This window comes from Spirosoma luteolum, assembly GCF_054778875.1.
The window spans coordinates 950,801-973,116 of sequence record NZ_BAAGZE010000003.1; the positions used below are offsets into that span (position 1 = coordinate 950,801).

Genomic DNA, 22,316 nt, shown 5'->3' on the forward strand with positions numbered 1-22,316 from the left:
ATTTCTTTCCTATGCAACTACAACAGAAGACGGCGCTGGTCACCGGGGGCGCATCGGGCCTGGGCGAAGCCAGTGTTCGGATGCTGGCGGCTCAGGGCGCCAATGTGATTATTGCCGACCTGAACCAGGAACGCGGCTTTGCCCTCGCCGACGAACTGGGTGCTAACGTCCGGTTCTGCCTGACCAACGTAACCGACGAAAGCGACGTGCAGGCAGCCGTCAACCGGGCGGTCGACACCTTCGGGGGGCTGCACATCAACCTCAACTGTGCAGGTGTGGCCGAAGCCCGTAAAACCCTCGGCAAGGTCGATGGCACCTACGGCGCACACTCCCTGAGCGCGTTTCAGAAAGTCATTGCCGTTAACCTGATCGGCACCTTCAACGCGATCCGGCTGGCGGCCCTGGCTATGGAAGCCAACACACCCAACGAGGAAGGCGAACGGGGCGTTATCATCAACACAGCCTCGGTAGCGGCCTACGACGGTCAGATGGGCCAGGCCGCCTACTCGGCGTCCAAAGGTGGTATTGTGGGCATGACCCTGCCTATCGCCCGCGACCTGGCCCGCTCGGGCATCCGGGTTATGACCATCGCTCCCGGCCTGTTCGAAACGCCCCTGCTGGCCGGGCTGCCCGAAGAAGCACGGCTATCGCTGGGGCAGCAGGTGCCGTTTCCGTCGCGGCTGGGCCGGCCGGCCGAGTATGCACAGCTGGCCAAAAGCATCATTGAAAACCCGATGCTCAACGGCGAAGTCATCCGGCTCGACGGCGCTATCCGGATGGCGCCCAAATAAGTCTGAACCCGTCAGAACCAGTACGGGGGCTGCTCATCATGTAGATCGATGAGCAGCCCCCGTACTGGTTTTCAGGAGTGGAATTCGTTTACAAACGGCGCAGCCGATCGGCAGCCTCCTGCAATACCTCGTCGGTTTTGGCGAAGCAGAAGCGCAGCATCCGGTAGTCGGTGCGCTGGTGGTAGAAAACGGAGATCGGAATCGACGCCACCCCAATGTCGTGGGTCAGCCGCACAGCCAGGTCATAATCCGGTTCATCGGTGATGGCGTCGTAGGCAACCGACTGGAAAAAGCTTCCTTCGGCGGGCGTCCAGCGAAACCGGCTGCCGACCAGCCCCGCCAGAAACAAATCGCGCTTGCGCTGGTAGAAAGCGGACAGGTCGCGGTAGTGACTGGGCTGTTTCAGGTAATCGGCCAGGGCATACTGGAGCGGGGTCGCCGTGCTGAACGTAACGAACTGGTGCACCTTGCGGAACGCAGCCGTTAGTCCGGCGGGGGCCAGGCAATAGCCCACTTTCCAGCCCGTGATATGAAACGTCTTGCCAAACGAACCCACCACAAACGTGCGGTCCTGCAACACCGGATGGGTCATGAGCGAGTGGTGCGTTCGGCCGTCGAACAGAATGTGTTCGTACACCTCATCGCTCACCAGCCAGATCGCCCGATCCTGCACCAGCCGGGCCAGCTGATCGAGATCGGCCCGGGTCCAGACCCGACCGGTGGGGTTGTGGGGCGTGTTGACCAGAATGAGCCGGGTGCGGTCGGTAATGGCCTGCTCCACAACCGCCCAGTCGACGGCATAGTTAGGGGGGGCCAGCGAGATATAGACCGGCACACCCCCGTTCAGTTCGATGGCCGGTACGTAGCTGTCGTAGGCGGGCTCAAATACGATCACCTCGTCGCCCGGCTGCACCACGGCCGTTACGGCAGCAAAAATGGCCTCGGTCGCACCCGACATGATGGTTACTTCCGTATCGGGATGATAGGTCACGCCGTACTCTCCGGCCGTTTTCCGGGACAGCTGCTCGCGCAGCACCGGCACGCCCGCCATGGGGGCATACTGATTGCGGCCCGCGCGCATGTGTTTGCCGACGAGTTCGGTCAGGGCCGGATCGCAATCGAAGCCGGGAAACCCCTGCGACAGGTTCAGCGCCCCCGTTTCGGTAGCCAGCTGCGACATCACGGTAAAAATCGTGGTCCCGACCCGGGGCAGCTTGTCGGGGAGAACGTGGTTCACGGTAGTCAGTTTACAGTTTTCAGTATTCGGTTTACGGTATTCACTGCGCTCCATTCGGTATTCAATCATCTGTCCTTACCCCCGTTCGGTGAGCCGGTTTCGGGTGGTATTTGGGACGGGGTAAATCAACAAAAAAAGCGGGTCGACACCCGACGCAAAGGACTGCTAAATTTCCTTACTGCGCCGGGTATCGACCCGCCTTTTTTTACCACTCGAATGCCCCGGCGACCATGTCCCGGTCATTCCCCCAGCCTACGGTAAACTGAAAACCGAATACCGTAAACTGACTTACCCCGTACTGCCTAGAACGATGCGCTCAGGCGGGCAAACATAAACCGGCCGTTGAAACCACCCTGGTTCGAGCCGAACAGGAAGCGTCCGCGGTTCGAGGCATCGCGCCCCGATGCGTAGTCGATCGAGCCCAGCGCGTTGCGGGGGTCGATGTAAATCTGATCGGGATACACGTCGAACAGGTTGTTGGCGCCAATCGACAGGCTCAGCATCTTGTTGATGCGGTAGTTCAGCGTCAGGTCGGTAATCCAGAGCGGATTGAACGTCTGATCGATGTACGGATCGCCGGCTTCGTTCCGCGCAAACTGCGCGTTGTAGTAGGCACCCGACGCATTTTTGGCGTAGGGGTCGAGGTTGGTTTTGTTCGTCACCGAGCCAAACCGCACCGTCCGCACCGTCACATCGAACTTACCGATCGAGTACGAACCGCTCAGGTTGATCTTGTTCTGCGGCTGCCCCGTTTCGAGCAACGCCACCTGCGACCGGTCGAAGAAGATATTCCGGAACCAGGTATCGGGGCTGCCGCCCTTGCCTTCGTTGTTGGCGGGGTTGTTGATCAGCGTCGTCGGGTTGATCGACAGCACTTTGTTCTGATTGACATTGACGGCCGCCGTCAGCGTCAGCTGGCCAGGGCCTACTTTCAGCCGCTCCGTTGCCACAATGTCGATTCCTTTGGTGCGGGTATCGGCTGCGTTGGCAAAGAACCGCACGTTGTTGATACCCGGGTAGTCGTTCGCGCCAAAGCCCAGTACCGCCCGGCTGAACGCACCCGAGTACAGAATACGGTCTTTGATGTTGATCAGGTACGCATCGACCGTAATGGTGAACTGCCGGCCCAGCTGACCCGTCAGACCGAGTGTGTAGTTGACCGATGTTTCAGGCCGCAGGGCATCAACGCCGATTACCTGCCGGGCAATCGGATTGTCGTTGTTGACCGTCAGCGTATTCGATGGGTTACCACTCACAAACTGCGTACTGGTATTCTGGAAATAGCGCTGGTGCAGACTGGGGGCCCGAAAGCCCGTGCTGACCGCTCCGCGCAGGTTCAGGGCGTCGATCAGGCGCAGACGACCGGCCAGCTTACCCGTCAGTTTCGAGCCAAAGTCCGAGTAGTTCTCGTATCGGGCAGCCGCGTCGATCAGCAACCGGCGAAACAGCTCACCCTCCACATCGGCATACAGACTGATGTTGTGCCGCGACTTATCGATGGCATCGGCGGGCTGATAACCGGGGAATACCTGCGAACCCGGCAGGGCCAGTGTTGTACCGGCTGCCGGCCCGCCAATAGTAAGCGGAGCCGTGGGTACGACCTTACCGATAGCCCCCCCGATGTAGGAGTTAGGCTCACCGGCTTCGATCTGGAATTGCTCGCGCCGGTATTCAGCCCCGGCGGCCAGGTTGAGGGCCGTGATGCCGCCAACCTGCGGATAAAGCCGCGAAAAATCGAGGTTGGTCGTGTTCTGGTTGAACTTCAGCGTACCGGCGTAGAATTCGGTCTGTTGCGTACTGCTGTTGGGCAGCGAGGCATTGCCCGAGTTCAGCACATCGAACCGGAAGGCGTTGCGGCCATAGGTGTTGCTCAGGTCCATATTCCAGGCACCCAGCTTGGTTTTGTAGCCTACCAGCAACGACTGGTCGTTGATTTTCGACTGGATGGCGGGCAGGAACCCGTCGGGATAAAACAGCGTGCCATCGGCGTTGAGTGGTTGCTGTGAGCGCGAGGCCGGCACCCGGTTATTGCCGTAGCCCGTACCGGTGCGGTAGGTGACGCCCCCCGAAAAATAGAGGCTGCCGTTGGTGCCTACAGGCAGGCTCCCGTTGGCAAAAACACCGTAGTTACGGGCCGACGAGTTACCGATCACCATGTTCTGGCGATTGTACCCCCGCTGCTGTACCAGCGTCCGGTCGTCGGCGATCAGTTTGGTCCGGAAATCGGCCTGCACCTGTCCGGCGGGCGTGGCCGGAAAACCACCACTGGCCCCGAGGTATTCTGTCGGCGCATTATCCGGGCCGCTGCGGTTGGTACGGCCCCGGTCCTGAATCTGGCCGGCCACCGTCAGCGCACCGTTTTTACCCAGCCGGAAGCCTTTCGAGAAATCGAACTGCACCACACTACCATCGTGCAGCGATTGACTGCGCTGTTCGGTGCCCCCACCAATCAGCGGTACGCTGTACTTCATGTTGGTGAAGCTCTGCCCACCCGTCAGCGAAGCCGAGAAGCCCTGGTAGTTTTTCTTCAGCACCACGTTGATGACGCCCGCAATGGCGTCGGAGCCGTACTGAGCAGCCGCACCGTCGCGCAGTACTTCGATACGCTCGATGGCCGCTACCGGAATCACGTTCATGTCGGTACCCACCGACCCGCGACCCACCGAGCCATTGATGTTGACCAGCGCCGTAGTGTGTCGCCGTTTGCCGTTTACCAGTACCAGCACCTGATCGGGGCCGAGCCCGCGCAGCGACGCCGGATCGACGTGGTCGGTGCCATCGGTCACGGTCTGGCGGTTGGAGTTGAACGAGGGAGCCACGAAGTTCAGGATCTGGCTTACGTCGGTCTGGGCAAACCCTTTCAGATCTTTCGTACTGATCACATCGACCGGTGCCACCGTCTGAATATTGGTTCGGGCGGTAGCCGCGCGCGACCCCACCACGACCACTTCGTTCAGGCTAGAACGCCCTTCGGTCAGCGGAACGTTGACCTCGATAGCCTCGCCCGATGATACGGTCACCGGTACGGTACTGGCTTCATAGCCCACGAAACTGACCCGCAGGCTGTAGCTGCCCGGGTCCAGCTTAAGCGTATACTGGCCGTTACCATCGGTTGTGGCACCAAGCCGTGTGTTGAGCACCACGATCGTGGCGCCGGGAATGGCGTTGCCCGAACTGGCATCGGTTACCCGCCCCCGTACGCCCTGGGCCAGAGCGGCCACACAGGCAAGCAGCCAGCAGGCTGCACTGAGTACAATCCGTTTTTTACTGTATCGGTTTGTCATAGGTAGATGGTTAATAATTGCGCAACTTATAGTAAAATGAAGTCAGTGCGACAAAATTCCATCTTTTATTCTACAACAAACCTATTTATCCCAATTAAATAAGGATCATTACCCCTCACCCCTAAGAATTGACTGAACAAGGTGATCGGCACTGACGTCGCCGGTCGTGAAGGCCCTAAGCCACCATAACTCTCGCAGCCCGACGGCCTTCAGCAGACCACGGCCCCGTACACCCCGTCTGTGGGCCTCCAGCACCCGATCGACCAGCGTTTCGAGATACTGTAGCTTGGCCACTACAGCGCGCCGGCCGTGGGTCAGCACGGGGTTGTGGCCGCAGAAAACCGTGTCGAAATCGTAGGCAAGTACGTGCCGGGTCGAGTCGATCATCTGGTAAATATCCTCACCCTTTCGAAAGAGCTTCAGCTTGCCGATGTAAAAGTCGCCGGCAAATAGCCAGCCCTGACTGGCCTCCAGCAGCACGTGATGATCGTCGGAGTGGCCGGGGGTGTAAATGGGCTGAAGCGCATAGCGGCCCGTGTCGATCCGGGCGGGCAGTGGCTCGATATCCGCGCAGGGGGGTACCGCGCCAAACCAGAACCGCTCGTAGGGCAACAGCCCAAACCCCTGCCCCACCCGCTCGGCAGTCAGCGGGCCGGCCAGTACCCGGCACCCGTGAACCGCCTGTAGTGCGGCTGCATTGCCGGAATGATCTTCGTGAAAATGAGTCAGCACGAGCTGCTCGATGCGGCTGCTGGCAAAGGTTCGGAGCACCGCGCTTCGGCAGTGATGCTGTCCGGTGTCGATCAGCAACCCGTCGAGTTGGTAACACCATACCGGCACCGGTCGAATCAGCCGTGTGGGCGAAAACCCAAATCGATAACCCCGCACGGGCCCGTGCTCCAGTGTTGCGGTCTGTATCATACTTCCCCAATTTCCCCGGATGGGGACATAAAAAAGGCCCGCGATTGCTCGCGGGCCCCAACATACGGAAATTCAGATACTTATTTAATACTGACCGCTTCCAGCTCGAACAGCAGGGGCGCGTAGGGCGCAATCGTGTATACGTTGTTCGAGATACGCCCCTGCGAGCCGTAGCCCAGTGCCGACGGGAAAATAATCGTTGCTTTCTCGCCAACTTTCAGTTTGGTCAGGGCTTCGTCGAAACCGGGCACGAAGCGGCCCTGTCCCACCACAGCATCAAACGTGCCGGTGCCGGTGCTGTCGAAAGCCGTTACGGCCCGCAGCGTTTTGCCTTTGTATTTCAGCACCATCGTCTGGCCCGTCAGCGCCGACTGCCCGGCTGGGTTGGCCAGCGTTTTAATGATGCGCAGCCCCGAAGCCGCGTTCTCCGTTACCGTCAGTTTTTTGCGGCTGATGTAGTCATCGATCTGCTGGGCTTCGGTACGCGATTTTTTCAGGTTCACGTCGAACCGAACGGCCGAGTAAGCCGGCAGTGTGGTGCCGATGGCGCGGTCGTTATAACCCAGATACGACGGAATCAGCAGCGTGGCCTTTTCGCCTTCGCCCAGCCGGGCCAGGCCCTGCTCCAGCCCCGCCAGAATGGAGTTGATGCCAAACGGGTAGTAAACGGGGGAAGCGCTCGACGAGCTGTCGACAAACGCGCCCGTGTTGAGGTTATACGACTTGTAGGTAAACTCGACTTCTTCGCCCGTGGCCGGCTTTTTGGCACCGGGCACGCTGTCGGTTCGCAGAAAGTACAGCCCCGAGGTCAGCAACGACCCTTTCAGGTTATTTTTGGCGACGTAGGTCTGAATATCGGCATCATTCTGATCGTACTTGGTAGTAACGTCGTCGTTGATGCCTTTTTGTTGACAGGCTGCCAGGCTACCCAGCAGAAAGACACCTGCCAGAAGGGATACATAAGTACTGCGCATGAACATAAACTAAATACAACTAACTCGTTTGATATTACGCATAACGACCCGATTTCGTGGCGCGCGGTTGGAAGAGAAAGCAGAAAATAACCAAATCGGGTGGGTTTTCAGGGAAGCAGCACCTGATCGATGATGTGCAGCACGCCGTTGTTGGCAATCATGTCGGCGGTTTTGATATTGGCCGAGGTAGTATTCCGATTCCCCTTGATGGTTGGCCGGCCACTCGTCGTAAACACCGTCAGACGCCCCCCGCTGAGGGTAGTCAGCACACCGGTCTGCAGCTGGTACGTAAGCGTAGTACCCTGCAGGGCATGGTAGCTCAACAGCGCAATCAGCGCCTGCGAACTGCTCGAGGCAATCGAGGCTGTAGTGTAGCCAGCCGCCCGGAACGCATCGTCGGTGGGGGCAAACAGGGTCAGCGTATTGCTCGATGCGGTACTGCCCAGAGCCGCATACAGTTCCGGATTGGTGGTGCTGATGCGTTTGACCGCTGCCGCCAGCAGCGTCAGGTTCGGATTGGTCTGGATGGCTTCGAGCAAACTGCTGCTCGACGGGCTCAGTACGTTGTCGATCACCTGAATCAATCCGTTGGCCGTCGACACGTCGGTCTGCGTAACCCGGGCGCCGTTGATGTAGGTCGTTCCGTTGCTGTTTTTTTGCACAAACACCACCTTGTTGCCGCCGGTCTGCACGGCCGTGGGGCCATCGGGCAGGGCTGAGAGCGATACCGGAGCCGAAAGCACGTGGTAGAGCAGGGTCGTTCTGAGCTGCTCGCGCGGCACGGCCAGAATAGCCGCCGGACTACCCAGGCCTGCGTTCTGAAAAGCGGCATCGCTGGGCGCAAACAGCGTTAGGTTACCGGCCTTGAAGGCATCGCTGACCCCGGCATGGGCCGCGGCCACACGCAGTAAACTGAACTGGCTGTCTTCCAGCACCTGATCGGCAATGGTCTTGGGGGTAGCCACCCGTTCGTCCTGCGGCTGACAGCCCGACAGCAGTGTGAACAGACAGACGGACAGAGCCAGACAGGTGAGCAAAGAGCGAAGCGCGTTAGTCATCGGGTAAGAAGGGAGAAAGCAACAGGTCCCGTCCACAAAGATAGACAAAAGCCCTGTATGGGTACGACGGATCAGAACAGGCGCGGCCAGACACCCTGTCGGCACGCCAACCTTTCTGATTACCACGATGGTCGTTGGGTCTTCATTGCGCAGACCCCTCATTATTTTTGCGTATCTTCGCGGCCTTGTTAAATACTGTTAAAACATTCCCCCTGGGATGAAGGAAGACATTGATCAGAGCAATCTGCCCCAGCACATCGCCGTTATCATGGACGGAAACGGACGCTGGGCGAAACAGCAGGGAGCAGCCCGCATTTTTGGCCATCGCAGTGCCATTAAAGCGGTGCGGGAAGTGACGGAAGGTTGTGCTGAATTAGGAATCAAATACCTGACACTCTACGCTTTTTCGACCGAAAACTGGAACCGGCCCAAATACGAAGTTGATGCGCTGATGACGCTGCTGGTGCACACCATCCGGGGCGAAATCAAAACGCTGATGGATAACAACGTGCGCCTGTCGACCATTGGGCATACCGAAACGCTGCCGGCCGACTGCCAGCGCGAGCTGGCCGAAGCCATGCGTGAAACCGCCGGCAACACCGGCCTTACGCTCATTCTGGCCCTCAGCTACAGCGGTCGGTGGGAGATCATCGAAGCCGCCCGGCAACTGGCGGCCGACGTGCGCGACGGTAAGATCGGACCGGCCGATATCGACGAGCAGCGGTTCAGCAGCTACCTGACCACCGCCAACATCCCCGATCCGGAACTGATGATCCGGACCAGTGGTGAGATGCGGATAAGCAACTTCATGCTCTGGCAGCTGGCCTATTCGGAGTTTTATATGCCCGAGGTGCTATGGCCCGATTTTCGGCGCAAACACCTCCACGAAGCGATTCTGACCTACCAGCAGCGCGAGCGCCGGTTTGGGAAAACCAGCGAGCAGGTAAGCAAATAACCGCCGACCGGACTGCCGGGCCTGCAAACCAGCCCCCGTCCTCTGATAACTGAAAACTGAATAAACCATTGAAACACCGTATAACGTACCTCGTTGCCGCTGTTTGCGCGTTCCTGCTGACAACCCCTGCCCTGGCGCAGGTGCGTGTCGGCGTCGGGCGGCCGGCCGAACCAACCGTCTCGGCCGACGATCTGCTGAACTACGCGAACCCCAAGGAGTATGAAATCACCGGGCTTACCATTACGGGCACCCGCTACCTCGACCCCAACTCGCTGGTATCGCTGACGGGCCTGAAAGTGGGCGACAAAATCCGGGTGCCGGGTGAGATGGTGGGCTCGTCGGTGCGTAAACTTATGGAGTCGGGCCTGCTCGACGACGTGGAGACATTTGCCACCCACATGGGCGAAGGCAAGCTGGCACTGATGTACAAGGTGCGCGAGCGGCCCCGCCTATACCGGGTCAACTTCATGGGTGTCAAAAAAGGCGAACAGGATCAGCTGAAAGACAAGATCAAGCTTAACCTGGGTAAGATCGTGACCAACACGATCACCAAAAACACCCAGATGGCCGTTCGGAAATTCTTTGTCGACAAAGGCTACCTAAACACCAAAGTCAAGATCACGACTGTACCCGACAGCGCCCGCAACAACGCCACCATGCGCGTGCTGGTCGACAAGGGGCAGAAGGTGAAAATTGCTAAAATAAACTTCGTGGGTCGTGAGGAAGTCGATGAATCGGCGGTGCGGCTCAAGATGAAAAGCACCAAGGAGCAGCGTTTCGGCCGGGTGTTCACGCCGTCGAAGTTTGTGCCCAAGAAGTACGACGAAGACAAGCAGAAGCTCATTGCCTATTACAACAAGCTCGGCTACCGCGATGCCGCTATCGAGAGCGACTCGATTATCCACAATCCGGATAACACGATCAACCTCAACATCGTCCTCAACGAAGGTCGCAAGTACTACTACCGAAATGTCGATTTTTCGGGCAACTACCTGTACACGGCCGCCCAGCTGCGGTCGGTACTGGGCATTCAGAAGGGCGACGTGTACAACCCCGAGGATCTGGAGAAACGGCTCAACGGCAACCCCGGTCAGGATCTGAGTTCGCAGTATATGGACGACGGCTACCTGTACTACAACGCCACGCCCATCGAAAAAACCATCGACGGCGATTCGATCGACCTGGAAATCCGGATTTTCGAAGGTAAGCAGGCTACCATCAACCGCATCATTCTGAACGGCAACACCAAAACCAGCGACCATGTGGTGATGCGCACCATCCGGACGCTGCCGGGTCAGAAATTCTCGAAAACCAACCTCATCCGGACGCAGCGCGAGCTGTCGACGCTCGGTTATTTCGACCCCGAGAAAATCGGTATCCAGCCCATTCCGCAGAACGACGGCACGGTCGACATCGAGTACACGGTTGAAGAAAAACCGTCCGACCAGATCGAACTGTCGGGTGGCTGGGGCGGCTACGTGGGCTTTGTTGGTACGCTGGGGCTGACGTTCAACAACTTCTCGGCCCGCAACATCACTAACCTGAACGCCTGGCGCCCCCTGCCCGCCGGCGATGGACAGCGCGTGCAGCTGCGTTTCCAGGCCAACGGGGCTCAGTACCAGGTATATTCGCTGTCGTTTACCGAGCCGTGGCTGGGTGGCCGCAAGCCCAACGCCCTCTCGGTCAGTGCCAGCCACACGGTGTACCGGTCGTTCTACGATCCGCTCAACCCGGCCAGCCTATACCAGCCTCTAAAAGGACGCAAAGCCACGGGTTCGTACTCCAACACGGCCTTCACGGTCGGACTGGGTCGTCAGCTGAAAGTCCCCGACGATTTCTTCTCGCTGACCCACTCGCTGTCGTACCAGCGCTACGACCTGAACGAACTCGACCTGTTCTACATTGGCTACAAGAACGGTATCTCGAACAACTTTACGTTCAATACGACCATTGCCCGGAACAGTATCGATAACCCGCAGTTTCCGCGTTCGGGGTCGTCGTTCTCGCTGAGCGGCTCCTTTACGCCCCCCTACTCGGCGTTTAAGACCAGCAGCGAAAGCACCAAGCCCGAAGACAAGTACAAGTTTGTGGAGTACCACAAATGGATGTTCGACGCCAGCTGGTTCCAGACCGTTATTGGGAAGCTGGTGCTGAACACCCGGGCGCACATGGGCTTCCTGGGCAGCTACAACCGGCGCACCGACATCGGGCCGTTTGAACGGTTCGTACTGGGTGGTTCGGGTCTGGCGGGTCAGGGTCAGTTTGCACTGGCGCAGGACATTATCGGGCTGCGTGGCTACGATGACCGGAGCGTGTACACGGCCGACTACAACCGCGTGGCCGACGCCAACACCCGCAGTCAGGGTGGCGTGGTGTACCATAAGTTTGTAGCCGAACTGCGCTACCCTGTTTCGCTGAACCCCTCGGCCACCATCTTTGCCCTGACGTTTCTGGAAGCGGGTAACAACTGGGCCAGCTACAAGCAGTATAACCCGTTCGATCTGAAACGGTCGGTTGGTTTTGGTGCCCGTATTTTCATGCCGGCATTCGGTCTGATCGGGATCGACTACGGCTACGGTTTCGACAAGATTCCGGGCGTGAAAGACAAAGCGTCGGGTCAGTTCCACTTCACCATTGGGCAACAGATCCGATAAGTGCACGACACGAACCGGGCGGTCTGACAGGCTCGTTAAACCCCGGACCACCTGATTCATCTAACTCATGCACGCCACGTACGACGATTGACACTCAGTTCGTTTGCCTTGAAAAGTTGAGTCACTGTCATGAAAAAGGGTTTAATTTTCCTACTTTTGTGCGCCTTTTGGCCCTTCGCTTCGGCGTCAGCGCAGAAGTTCGGGTACGTCGATACGGAGTTCATTTTCAGCAAGATGCCCGAGTATCAGAAAGCCCTGGGCGAGATCGACAAGTTTACCGACAAGTGGTCGAAAGACATTCAGGATAAATACGTCGAGATCGACCGGCTGCAGCGGGCTTACCAGGCCGAGGAAATTCTGCTGACCGACGACATGAAGCGCGAGCGGCAACGGGCACTGAGTGAGAAGGAGCGGGAAGCCCGCGAATACAACAATAAAGTATTCGGCTACGAGGGTATGCTGTTCCAGAAAAAGAAGGAGCTGATGCGGACCCCGATGGAGCTGGTCAGCCGGGCCATCGAAAAAGTGTCGTTGCAAAAGAAGCTGGATTTCATGTTCGATAAAGCCTCTGACTTCGTTATGCTCTACACGAATCCACGCCACGATTACACGGAGTATATCATGGAGGAGCTGGGACTGGATATCAACGCCAAACCCGGCAAGCCCACTCCGGTAGCCGGTACCACGCAGTCGTCGCCAGCGGGCGGCAACACCGATAATAAAACAACTGTAAAACCGAAGTAGCAAACCAAGTAAACTGAAAATGAAGAAGACACTCGTGATGGCGTTCACAGCGGCCCTGCTGGCTGGCGGACTGAACGCTCAGGCTCAAACATCGGCAGCTCCCGCCACGACGGCTTCGGCTTCGATCAAACTGGGCTATACGAATATCGATTACATCCTCGGCCAGACCCCCGAAGCGAAAGACATACAAAACCAGTTGACCATTCAGCGCACGCAGTCGGAAAACGAACTGAAGCGGATGCAGAAAGAACTGGAAGATAAGTATGCCGCCTACCAGAAGGGCCTTGAGCAGATGTCGGATGTGATTCGCAAGGACCGCGAAACCGAACTGCAGGGTCTGCAAACCCGCATTCAGGAGTTTGGCCGCACGGCCGAGCAGTCGCTGCAGACCAAATACGGTCAACTGGTGAACCCGGTGGTGCAGAAAATCCAGAAAGCGATTGATGCCGTGGCGAAAGAAAACGCCTACACCTACATCTTCAACTTGGATGCCGGTGCCAACACCACGCCGATTCTGCTGGTGGCTCCCGAAGAGAACAACATCACCGAACTGGTGCTGAAGAAACTGGGCGTCGATCCGTCGAAAGCCACGACAACAGCTGCTCCTTCGGCCAACAAGCCGGCTGCCACCGCGCCGGCAGCAACGCCCAAGAAAAACAAATAAGGCCTGCGCGTAGCCCGGTCGGCTACGCGACTGCTTTTCCACAACGGGCCGCTACCTGCTTCGGGTAGCGGCCCGTTGTGCATTTGAGCCCATTGTCGGGCCGCTGGCTGCCCCCCGGCCGGGCCGTTGTACCCTAGAAAGCCGGGCCATACGGACGCTTAAACGCTGGGTCGCAAAATTCTTAGCAGTACTTTTGCGTTCTTCAAGGTAATACCTCTTTCTCAACTGTTGCTTATGAATCGAATCGCTGGTGTATTGATGGGGCTGCTAACTGCGCTACTGAGTAGTCAGGCCTACGCACAGGAGTCCAAATCGCTTCACCTGATCTTCCCCAGCCAGAACGATTGGAACGTAGTTCCCGAAGGCAGCAATGTCCGGTTCGACCTGAAAGCCAGTGCCGGCGCCGGCGATACGCTGACGTTCTTGCTGGTGGGCGACAAGATCCCCGAGGGTGCCGAGCTCGATTCACTGGGGCATTTCAGCTGGGTACCCAGTTACAACCTTGCCGACCGGATTCAGACCCGCCGGCAGGTACCCATCACGTTCGAGGTGCGCAACCGGCGCGGCCACTCGGTTACGCAGACAATCGACTTCACCGTACTCCACGTCAACCGCCCGCCTACCATCGGTGAGCTACGGCCGTTCTACGTTCGTTACCGCACCCAGAATACCTACCGGCTCGACTCCGACCTGGTCCGCGACGATGACGGCGATCCGATCGTGTTCATTCCCATTGCCGATCAGATGCCCGAAGGCAGCAAGCTGACGGCGCAGGGCGAACTGACCTGGACACTCTCACTCAACCAGTTCAAAAAACTGAAAGACAATCCCATTGTCATTGAGTTCTGGGTCGAAGACCAGCCTGCCAAAGCCCGCTCCAAGGGGCGCCTGAAAGTCGAAGTAACGCAGATGGACCTGCCGCCCGATATTGCCGTTATTCCGCAGGAAACGCTCTACAAGCTCCGTGAAAACGCCACGGTCAACCTCAAGTTTTACCTCTCCGACCCCAACGGCGACGATGATGTGGTAGCCTTCGGTTTTTTGTCCGACAACCAGCAGATTCCGAAAACGGCGCTGGTGAAGAATACCGACTCACAATACGAGTTTATCTGGCAGCCGGGCTACGATTTTGTGAAGGACCCCTACGACTCGCTGGAGGCCCACGTAACCTTCTACGTGCTCGACAAAGCGCAGAACCGGCAGGAACGGCAGATCACCTTCATCGTGAAAAACACCGTTAACGAAGCCGAAAAAGACCGCTACTACTATGGTCAGTACCGGCAGCTGCTGGTGCAGGCCTGGGGGCTGGTCGAACAGCTGGGGGAGAAAGAAGAGCAGTTGAAACGCGATTACAAACGGGCCAAGGGCGGTAAACGCAACCGATCCGTCGCCAACGCATCGCTGGGAGCCGTCACCGGCGTTTCGCCCGCGCTGACCAGCAATGATCAGAGCACGCAGCGCATTATCTCGGCCGTAGGCGGCACCGCCGTGCTCACCATGGGCACGCTGGAGGCCACCGAAGTAATCGGAAAATCGATGAAGGATCTGCTCGATCGTTACAACTACGTGCTGGGCAAGAAATCGGAGTTGCAGAACAAAGGCGATGTATTTGCCCGCGAGTTTTCCCTTAAATCAAGCCGGCGCTCGGCCGATTTTGTAAAAAAGCTCGACGATTTCCGGGGCGCCATGAGCCTCAGCGGGCTGGTAGCGCTCGAACTGGATGCCAACTGGCAGGCCAAGAAAGAAGCCACCGACAAAGCCATCAAACGCACCTTCAAAGATTTCACTCCGCTCGAAGAAGCGCAATAACCGACCAACGGTAACCCCCAAACGATGAAGGCCCGGCCACTCAGATAGTGGCCGGGCCTTCTTTATGGTGTACAAAACTCGAACGACTCAATCCTGCTTATCGGTGCGGGGCGCGTCAGCCGAATCCGTTGCGCGCGTCGCTTCTTCCGATTCGGCACGGGTGTCTGTCTCGGCACGGGTTGCCGGCGCTGGCTCAGCGGGGGTCAGGCCTTCGGCTACCGCTTCATGCATGGGCAATACGCTCGCATTGGTAGCGTCCGGCTCATCGGGTAACAGCGACTCATCGGGCTGAATGCCGCTGAAGAACCGGCGCTGAAAGAGCAGAATCAGGCAGACACCCACAAAAATGCAGGAATCGGCCACGTTGAAAATAGGCGTCGAATAGTACTGCCCACCCCAGACCGGCACCCACTCCGGAATGAAACCTTCCCAGACATCGACGAAAATCATGTCGATCACCTGGCCATGAAACCAGGGCGTTGGCGAGCCGTAAGGCGCATTGTGCAGAAAAACCCCGTAAAAGGTACTGTCGATCACGTTGCCAACGGCGCCGGCCAGAATCATGGCCATAGCCCAGAGCAACCCGTTGGGCGCCCCCCGGTGGGCCAGCTGCACCAGATAATACCCAATCCCGACCATGGCAAACAGCCGGAACACACTCAGCAGCAGCTTACCGTATTCGTACCCCAGCTGCATCCCGAACGCCATACCCGGGTTGAGTACATAATGGAGTTTCAGCCAGTCGCCAATGAGTTTGATCTGACCCGCAAAACCGGGCGTCATGTAGAAATGCACAGCCAGTTTCACGCCCTGATCGATCGCGATCAGCAGGAAGGCCAGCAAAAAGTAAGGGATCGGGTTTTTCTTAATCATAAAAAGTTTGGCCCAACCAACTGGTCGGGCCGTTTGTATCGGAACACACCCTCAGGGGTGCCAGTGGGCTGCGAGCCACCCGTCTGGCACTAGGCACACCCCTTCCGGCGCTTCAGCTCACTGCGTACCAGCATGTATTCGCGGCTGCTCTGACCGGCAATCGACTTGTTTTCATCGGCCCGGCGGAACAGGTAGGGCATCACCGCTTCAACGGGACCGTATGGCACGTATTTAGCCACGTTATAACCCGCCGAAGCCAGGTTATACGAAATGTTGTCGCTCATGCCGAGCAGTTGGGCAAAGTAGATGTGTGGGTCGCCGGGAGCGATACCTAACTGCTTCATTTTCTGAACGCAGTACTGGCAGCTATACTCGTTGTGGGTACCCAGACAAACCGAGATCGTATCGCGGTTTTCGAGGCAGAAGTCGATGGCCAGATTAAAGTCGCGGTCGGTATCTTCCTTGGTGGCCTGAATGGGATCCTGGTATTCTTCTTCGTGCGAGCGCAGTCGTTCTTTTTCCAGATAAGCCCCGCGCACGAGCTTCACCCCCAGGAAATAACCCTTGGCCTGCGCTTCGTCGAGGTCGCGCCGGAGCCGGTCCATGCTTTCCCAACGGTACATCTGGTACGTGTTGTACACAATGGGCTGTTCGTGGTTGAACCGGTCCATCATTTCGTAGGCCAGCGTATCGATCGTATCCTGAATCCAGCTTTCTTCGGCATCGATAAAAATCCGGACGTTGCGTTCGTGGGCCCGGCGGCACAGCGAGTCGACCCGTTTCAGCACCCGGTCGAACTGGGCTTTCTGATCTTTGTCGAGGGAGTTGCCGAGCTGAACGGCTTCGAGCAGTTCGGTCGAAGCCAGACCCGTGATTTTAAAGACCGAAAAGGGAATATCGGCCGATTGGCTGGCGCGCTCGATGGTGCGCATGATCTCCAGCGTGGTTTCGTCGAAGCTTTTCTCGTTCTCTTCGCCTTCTACAGAATAGTCGAGAATGGTACCGACATGCTTCTGGTGCAGTTGATGAATGGTTGGCTCCGAATCGCGAATACTCTCACCACCACAGAATTGCTCGAAAATGGTGTGTTTGATAAGCGATTTGATGGGGAGACGCAGGCGCAGGGCAATTTTTATGAAAAAAGTCCCTAAATTTACCAGCCATCCCTTATTCATCAACGCAAAGAGCCAGTACGTCTTTCTTAGTTTGAAGTTCGACTGGGAAGAAAAAGCAATCGAAGTATCCTCGAAAGAGACAGGCCTCGCCTGGGTTTCGTTTGTAGTGGCCACTGTCGGCCCGGCTTTAAACGAGCCATCAACCAACTCGGCGGTCTCTGGCATTACATTACTTCGGTTCGACATATTGCTGCTCCGTTTTGACGGTGCTACGTCCATAGCGTTAAGTGCGTGCCGGTGTCGGTTAAGACGGCCGAAATATAGAACGAAATTTCGGTTGAAGGTGTAAAGCCCCCGGCACAGCTTGTTCGACTAACAAAAACCAGTTTTAGACAAAGTAGGGAACCGGCCTCACTAGCAACCGATTCCCCCTGCAAATATACCACAAAATCAGATTGAAAGTTCCTTAGTGTAGTACGGGTACAACCTACCCCTGATGCGTTTCTTATGAAAGTAGATTTGACCGTAGAGCCCCTGGATTCGTGGATCAATACAGGCGGCAAACCCCTGATCATCGCCGGCCCCTGTAGCGCCGAAACCGAAGAGCAGGTTGTGGAAACTGTCCGGCAGCTGAAAACGCTGGGCGCCGTTAACGTTATCCGGGCTGGTGTCTGGAAACCACGGACCCGCCCCGGTAGCTTCGAAGGGATGGGCGAGGCAGCGCTGCCCTGGCTGCAGCGGGCCAAAGCCGAAACCGGCCTTCCCATTGCTGTTGAGGTAGCCACCCCCGAGCACATCGAACTGGCCCTCAAATACGGCATGGATGTGCTGTGGATTGGCGCCCGGACCACGGTTAACCCGTTTAACGTACAGGAAATTGCCGATGCCCTCCGTGGTGTCGACGTACCGGTGCTGATTAAAAACCCGGTCAACCCCGACCTCGCTCTGTGGGTAGGTGCGTTCGAGCGGATTGCCGGCGCCGGCATTACCAAACTGGGGGCTATTCACCGGGGCTTTGCTACCGGCGAGTCGACCAAATACCGCAACGTGCCGATGTGGCAGATGGCCATCGAGCTGAAATCGATTTTCCCGACGCTGCCCATTATCGGCGACCCCAGCCATATGGCAGGCAAGCGGGCCTACCTCAACGAACTGGCCCAGATGGCCATGGACCTCAATTACGATGGTCTGATCGTGGAGTCGCACATCGATCCCGACAAAGCCTGGAGCGATGCCGCCCAGCAGCTGACCCCGGCCGCGTTTGGCGAAATGCTTGATCACCTGCAGATTCGGCAGGTCGAATCGTCGAACCTCGAGTTCCAGAGTGTGATGGATCAGTCGCGTCGGAACATCGACAACGTTGACCGGCAGATCGTCGAAATGCTGGCCGCCCGCATGGCCCTCGTTGAGCGGCTGGCCGAATACAAGCGCGACAACAACGTGACGCTGTTTCAGCCCGACCGCTGGAAAGAGATTCTGCAAACCCGTACGGCGCTGGGTGCCAAGCTGAACCTGTACCCCGAACTGGTGGAAGAAATCTACAAGATTATCCACATGGAGTCGATCCGGAAGCAGACTGAAATCATGAACAACACCGTTCAGAACGCCTAGTCGCGCTGACCGTCCTGTTTTCGCTCCCCCGCCCGGTACGCCCGGCGGGGGATTTTTTTTGCCGACCAGCAATCAGTTTACAACCGTTTCGATGGCCGACTGGTTGTAGCCGGCAAAGCACCCCAGCCCCCCGCCAATGTTGCTCGGGATGAGCACGGGTTCGGCAAACGGATTGTTGCGCACGCGCCCCTGCCGGATCACAGCCGACCGATACTGGTAATAACTGGCTTCGACACTATAGAGCTCGACCCGCAGTCGGCTACCCCGATACTGCTGCCGGAAACCCTTGGGCGTGGCACCGTCGAGGGGTATGTTGCCCAGAAACGCCCGCCCCGACACCAGGCTGCTGCCATCGGCATCGGTATCGGCCGAGAGGCCCCGGTTGTCATCGTCGAAACCCAGGTTGTTGTACATCACGGTATTCTTGCCCGTGGTAGCCGATGTGCCCGTAACGACCTGAAAAGTACCCGCTACCTGGTAATAATTGCCCGGTCCGGCCGGGTCCTGCCAGCGGGCGCGGGCAAAATACCGGCGCACCTGCCCCCGCCCCTGCGTTTCGGTCAGCGAATCGATGACCACGGCCGACAAACGGACCGGCGCCGGGATGGTGCATTGACTGCGGGCCTGCTGCCCATCGGCCGTAACCACGGTGAGCTGGTAGGTGTGGCCCGGCAGAATGGGCAGCTGAGTGGCCGAAACACTGTAGTAGGTAGCCCCGTTGGCTTTGTAGCGCAACCGCACCGACCGGCTTCCGTCGGTTAGCGTAACAACGGCGTTGGTAATGTTGCCATCGGTGAGGGCACTGCTGAGGCTGTCGCCCGTAACCGTTCGCGACTGACTCACCTTGATGGCCAGCGTCGTATCCTGGGGCGACAAAAACCCGTGAATAACCAGTTTGGCCGACGCCAGACCGAGTTGATCGGGGCTTACTTCGTTGCGCAGGCTACCGCAGCCCGACAGCCCAACCCACACCAGCAAGCCACTCAGCAGTCCCGCCGAACGGGATAAAGGAGAAAAAATCGTGGTCATGGCCTAGAAGGAAAAGGAGTAACTAACCGACGGTACCAGCGGGAAAACCGAATAACGGATCAGCGCCGTCCGGTTGGGCTCGTTGGCCGCCTGCGCCACCGACTCGAGCCGGTAGAAAAACGGATTGCGTCGGTTGTAGAGGTTATAGACACTCACCTCCCAGGTGCGGAGGTGGTGTTTTTTCTGTTTTCTGAACTGCACGCCCACATCGAAACGGTGGTAGGGTTCGGCGCGGAAGCTGTTTTTCTGAGTGCCATAGTCGTCGACGATGCGGCTGTTCTGCAGCAGCCCCGCCAGCTGCCCCCCCGTGGTGCCGGCATAGGTCGTGCCCGGCCGGAACGCATCGTACCGCCCCACCGGAATGGTGAGCGCATTGCCGGTGCCATACACCCAGGTCCCCGACAGGGTGATGCGCTTGTTGATTTCGTAAATGCCCACAACCGAAACGTCGTGCCGACGGTCATACTTGGGGTAGTAGGGCTGGCCCCCGTTGATCTCGGCAAACTGCCACTGCGTCCACGACAGGGTGTAGCCCACCCAGCCCGACAGCCGACCCGTTTTGCGTTGCAGCAGTACCTCGGCACCGTACGACCAGCCCCGACCCGCCGTTACGTTGTCTTCCCAGCGCACGTTGTTGGCCGATCCCGGATCGTTGAGTAATAGAAAGCTGGCGCCTTCCTTGTAGTTGATGATGTTGCTCATCGTCTTGTAGTAGCCCTCCACGGTGAGCGCCAGGTTGCGCCCCGGCAGGTCTTTGGCCAGCCCGATGGCCAGCTGCTGCGACTGTTGCGGTTTGACGCGGTCGGTTGTTGGTACCCACAAATCGGTCGGCAGACCAATGCCTGTGTTCGACAGCAGGTGTACGTACTGATTCATCAGGGCGTACGACGCTTTGAGCGACAGATCAGGAGCCAGGGTGTAGGCGGCCGACAGCCGGGGCTCGGGCCGGAGGTAGCGCACGGCCGGGTGCTGAAAGTAGCTCAGCCGCAGCCCCCCGTTGAGCCGCCAGCGCTCGCCCGGCCGCCAGGTATCTTCGGCATACAGCCCCGACTCCAGCACGTCGATCTGATCGATACCCTGCCGGTACTGGCTGATAAGGGCATTTTCGAGGACGATGGCGCTGGGCGTAAAGCGGTGATAAATCCCCTGCACCCCCACCCGAACGGCGTGTTGGGGCGTCGGATAAAAATCGACATCGTACTTGAGCGACAGGTCGCGGATACCCGACCGGTAGCTGAGTGAATAAGTCTGGTTGTCGACCGCGCCCCGCTCGGTCGAGCCAATCTGAAATTTGTAGTCACTGAAAATCAGCGAGAGGTTGGCAAAGAGCCGGGGGTTGAACAAGTGGTTCCAGCGCAGCGTTCCGGTAGCGTTGCCCCAGCCCAGGTTGGTATCGGTACCGCCCGACTGATCGCGGGCGTAGAACCGATCGCGGCCGAAATAACCACTCAGGTACAGCTTGTTGCGCGCATCCAGGTCATAGTTGGCTTTGGCATTCAGGTCGTAGAAGTAGTAGCCGGCCTGGGTCTGGCCGTTGGTCTGGGCCCGAATCAGCGGGGCCGCCACCACGTCGAGATAGGTCCGGCGCCCCGACACCAGAAACGACCCGACCGACTGGCCTTTCCTGTTTTTAACCAGCGGCCCTTCGAGCATCAGCCGTGAGGCAATCAGGCCGATGCCGCCTTCGCCGTGCAGCCGGTCGCGGTTGCCGTCTTTCATGTTCAGCTCGATTACCGACGACAGCCGGCCACCGAAGCGGGCCGGAAAGCCCCCTTTGATGAGTTCGACGCTTTTGATGGCGTCGCCGTTGAACACCGAAAAGAAACCAAACAGGTGGTTGGCGTTGTAGACCACGGCATCGTCCAGAATGATCAGGTTCTGATCGGGCCCGCCCCCGCGCACGTAGATACCCGTTTGCCCCTCGGAGCCTTTCTGTACTCCCGGCATCAGCTGCAGCACTTTCAGCACGTCTTTTTCGCCCAGAAACGCCGGAATTTTTTTGATCTGGGCAACCGGAATGCTCACCGTACTCATCTGGGGCGTGTCGCTGACGCGGGTTTCGTCGGTGGTGCCGCGCACCTCCACTTCGGCCAGTTCGCGTCCGGGCGTCAGGTACACGTCGATGGTCTGGCTGGTACGCAGGCCAACGCGCCGACTCGTAGGTTCGTAACCCACAAACGAGTAGGCCACCGCCAGGCTGTCGGCAGCGGGCAGGGTCAGCGAATAAAAGCCGTAGGTGTTGGTGGTGGTACCGATGGCTGTGCCGGGCAGGTACACATTTACCCCGATCAGAGCCTCCTGGCTGCCGGCTTCACGTACATAGCCGCTGACGGTATAACGGGTAGGCGTTTGCGCCTGCAGCCAGCTACAGCCAGCGCATAGTAATCCCAACAGGGCGTAAAGCAGTCGATACATACGAGGTTACGGCAGGAAGGAAGCACCGTCATACGTATAACGAGCGGGCTTCCTCAAATATACGTGGTATTGACACATCAGCCGCCCCGACGGGACCGGGACGCGGTCGGCTACTCTAGCTGACTACTCGATTTGTCGTTATTCGGCAAACAAAACACCTGATTACAAGGTAGTAGACAGGA

At 58.1% G+C, this 22,316-nt stretch carries 16 protein-coding genes; 7 read left to right on the top strand and 9 right to left on the bottom strand.

Annotated elements, in window-relative coordinates:
* Positions 1-11 precede the first annotated feature (11 nt).
* Entirely contained in the window at positions 12-791 is a 780-nt protein-coding gene (locus tag ACYVAC_RS06680; RefSeq protein WP_461096822.1) for a 3-hydroxyacyl-CoA dehydrogenase, read from the top strand.
* Between the two features lie 88 nt (positions 792-879).
* Here the strand turns inward: ACYVAC_RS06680 and ACYVAC_RS06685 are convergent, their stop codons facing one another.
* The 5 genes from ACYVAC_RS06685 to ACYVAC_RS06705 form a co-directional block, all read right to left on the bottom strand.
* The gene (locus ACYVAC_RS06685) at positions 880-2,037 is read right to left on the bottom strand and encodes a methionine aminotransferase (RefSeq protein ID WP_461097009.1); all 1,158 of its coding nucleotides are present in this window, start codon (positions 2,035-2,037) and stop codon (positions 880-882) included.
* A 293-nt stretch (positions 2,038-2,330) separates the two neighbouring features.
* Positions 2,331-5,312, bottom strand: a complete 2,982-nt coding sequence (locus tag ACYVAC_RS06690; RefSeq protein WP_461096823.1) for a TonB-dependent receptor — start codon at positions 5,310-5,312, stop codon at positions 2,331-2,333.
* Between the two features lie 108 nt (positions 5,313-5,420).
* The gene (locus tag ACYVAC_RS06695; protein WP_461096824.1) at positions 5,421-6,233 is read right to left on the bottom strand and encodes an MBL fold metallo-hydrolase; all 813 of its coding nucleotides are present in this window, start codon (positions 6,231-6,233) and stop codon (positions 5,421-5,423) included.
* Between the two features lie 80 nt (positions 6,234-6,313).
* Positions 6,314-7,207, bottom strand: a complete 894-nt coding sequence (locus ACYVAC_RS06700; RefSeq protein WP_461096825.1) for an FKBP-type peptidyl-prolyl cis-trans isomerase — start codon at positions 7,205-7,207, stop codon at positions 6,314-6,316.
* A 107-nt stretch (positions 7,208-7,314) separates the two neighbouring features.
* Positions 7,315-8,265, bottom strand: coding sequence for a fasciclin domain-containing protein (locus ACYVAC_RS06705; protein ID WP_461096826.1), 951 nt, complete (start codon positions 8,263-8,265; stop codon positions 7,315-7,317).
* Positions 8,266-8,482: 217 nt separating this feature from the next.
* On the opposite strand from ACYVAC_RS06705, the gene ACYVAC_RS06710 reads away from it, so the two are divergent.
* The 5 genes from ACYVAC_RS06710 (at position 8,483) to ACYVAC_RS06730 (ending at position 15,091) form a co-directional block, all read left to right on the top strand.
* Positions 8,483-9,220, top strand: coding sequence for an isoprenyl transferase (locus ACYVAC_RS06710; RefSeq protein WP_461096827.1), 738 nt, complete (start codon positions 8,483-8,485; stop codon positions 9,218-9,220).
* 68 nt (positions 9,221-9,288) lie between these two features.
* A complete protein-coding gene (gene bamA / locus ACYVAC_RS06715; RefSeq protein ID WP_461096828.1) occupies positions 9,289-11,874 on the top strand; it encodes an outer membrane protein assembly factor BamA in 2,586 nt (861 codons plus the stop codon).
* A 129-nt stretch (positions 11,875-12,003) separates the two neighbouring features.
* Positions 12,004-12,618 carry an OmpH/Skp family outer membrane protein gene (locus ACYVAC_RS06720; RefSeq protein ID WP_461096829.1) on the top strand — a complete coding sequence of 205 codons (615 nt, stop codon included), beginning with the start codon at positions 12,004-12,006 and terminating at the stop codon, positions 12,616-12,618.
* Between the two features lie 19 nt (positions 12,619-12,637).
* Entirely contained in the window at positions 12,638-13,282 is a 645-nt protein-coding gene (locus tag ACYVAC_RS06725; protein WP_461096830.1) for an OmpH/Skp family outer membrane protein, read from the top strand.
* A gap of 234 nt (positions 13,283-13,516) precedes the next feature.
* Positions 13,517-15,091 (top strand): hypothetical protein, encoded by a 1,575-nt coding sequence (locus tag ACYVAC_RS06730; RefSeq protein ID WP_461096831.1) that lies wholly within the window; start codon positions 13,517-13,519, stop codon positions 15,089-15,091.
* Positions 15,092-15,178: 87 nt separating this feature from the next.
* Here the strand turns inward: ACYVAC_RS06730 and ACYVAC_RS06735 are convergent, their stop codons facing one another.
* The gene (locus ACYVAC_RS06735) at positions 15,179-15,964 is read right to left on the bottom strand and encodes a lipoprotein signal peptidase (RefSeq protein WP_461096832.1); all 786 of its coding nucleotides are present in this window, start codon (positions 15,962-15,964) and stop codon (positions 15,179-15,181) included.
* A gap of 89 nt (positions 15,965-16,053) precedes the next feature.
* Positions 16,054-17,139: a proline dehydrogenase family protein gene (locus ACYVAC_RS06740; protein WP_461096833.1), complete on the bottom strand. Its 1,086-nt coding sequence runs from the start codon at positions 17,137-17,139 to the stop codon at positions 16,054-16,056.
* A gap of 447 nt (positions 17,140-17,586) precedes the next feature.
* On the opposite strand from ACYVAC_RS06740, the gene ACYVAC_RS06745 reads away from it, so the two are divergent.
* The gene (locus ACYVAC_RS06745) at positions 17,587-18,690 is read left to right on the top strand and encodes a chorismate mutase (protein WP_461096834.1); all 1,104 of its coding nucleotides are present in this window, start codon (positions 17,587-17,589) and stop codon (positions 18,688-18,690) included.
* 72 nt (positions 18,691-18,762) lie between these two features.
* Here ACYVAC_RS06745 and ACYVAC_RS06750 read toward each other — a convergent pair whose 3' ends face one another.
* Both ACYVAC_RS06750 and ACYVAC_RS06755 read right to left on the bottom strand, forming a co-directional pair.
* On the bottom strand, positions 18,763-19,719 hold the full coding sequence (locus tag ACYVAC_RS06750; RefSeq protein ID WP_461096835.1) for a DUF4249 domain-containing protein: 957 nt from the start codon (positions 19,717-19,719) through the stop codon (positions 18,763-18,765).
* Positions 19,720-19,722: 3 nt separating this feature from the next.
* On the bottom strand, positions 19,723-22,134 hold the full coding sequence (locus tag ACYVAC_RS06755) for a TonB-dependent receptor (RefSeq protein ID WP_461096836.1): 2,412 nt from the start codon (positions 22,132-22,134) through the stop codon (positions 19,723-19,725).
* Positions 22,135-22,316: the final 182 nt, after the last annotated feature.

Coding starts and splice junctions, on each gene's coding strand:
- ACYVAC_RS06690 (WP_461096823.1), bottom strand. CDS start 5,312: ATGACAAACCGATACAGTAAAAAACGGATTGTACTCAGTGCAGCCTGC.
- ACYVAC_RS06680 (WP_461096822.1), top strand. CDS start 12: ATGCAACTACAACAGAAGACGGCGCTGGTCACCGGGGGCGCATCGGGC.
- ACYVAC_RS06750 (WP_461096835.1), bottom strand. CDS start 19,719: ATGACCACGATTTTTTCTCCTTTATCCCGTTCGGCGGGACTGCTGAGT.
- ACYVAC_RS06705 (WP_461096826.1), bottom strand. CDS start 8,265: ATGACTAACGCGCTTCGCTCTTTGCTCACCTGTCTGGCTCTGTCCGTC.
- ACYVAC_RS06700 (WP_461096825.1), bottom strand. CDS start 7,207: ATGCGCAGTACTTATGTATCCCTTCTGGCAGGTGTCTTTCTGCTGGGT.
- ACYVAC_RS06725 (WP_461096830.1), top strand. CDS start 12,638: ATGAAGAAGACACTCGTGATGGCGTTCACAGCGGCCCTGCTGGCTGGC.
- ACYVAC_RS06720 (WP_461096829.1), top strand. CDS start 12,004: ATGAAAAAGGGTTTAATTTTCCTACTTTTGTGCGCCTTTTGGCCCTTC.
- ACYVAC_RS06735 (WP_461096832.1), bottom strand. CDS start 15,964: ATGATTAAGAAAAACCCGATCCCTTACTTTTTGCTGGCCTTCCTGCTG.
- ACYVAC_RS06695 (WP_461096824.1), bottom strand. CDS start 6,233: ATGATACAGACCGCAACACTGGAGCACGGGCCCGTGCGGGGTTATCGA.
- ACYVAC_RS06755 (WP_461096836.1), bottom strand. CDS start 22,134: ATGTATCGACTGCTTTACGCCCTGTTGGGATTACTATGCGCTGGCTGT.
- ACYVAC_RS06710 (WP_461096827.1), top strand. CDS start 8,483: ATGAAGGAAGACATTGATCAGAGCAATCTGCCCCAGCACATCGCCGTT.
- ACYVAC_RS06740 (WP_461096833.1), bottom strand. CDS start 17,139: ATGAATAAGGGATGGCTGGTAAATTTAGGGACTTTTTTCATAAAAATT.
- ACYVAC_RS06745 (WP_461096834.1), top strand. CDS start 17,587: ATGAAAGTAGATTTGACCGTAGAGCCCCTGGATTCGTGGATCAATACA.
- ACYVAC_RS06730 (WP_461096831.1), top strand. CDS start 13,517: ATGAATCGAATCGCTGGTGTATTGATGGGGCTGCTAACTGCGCTACTG.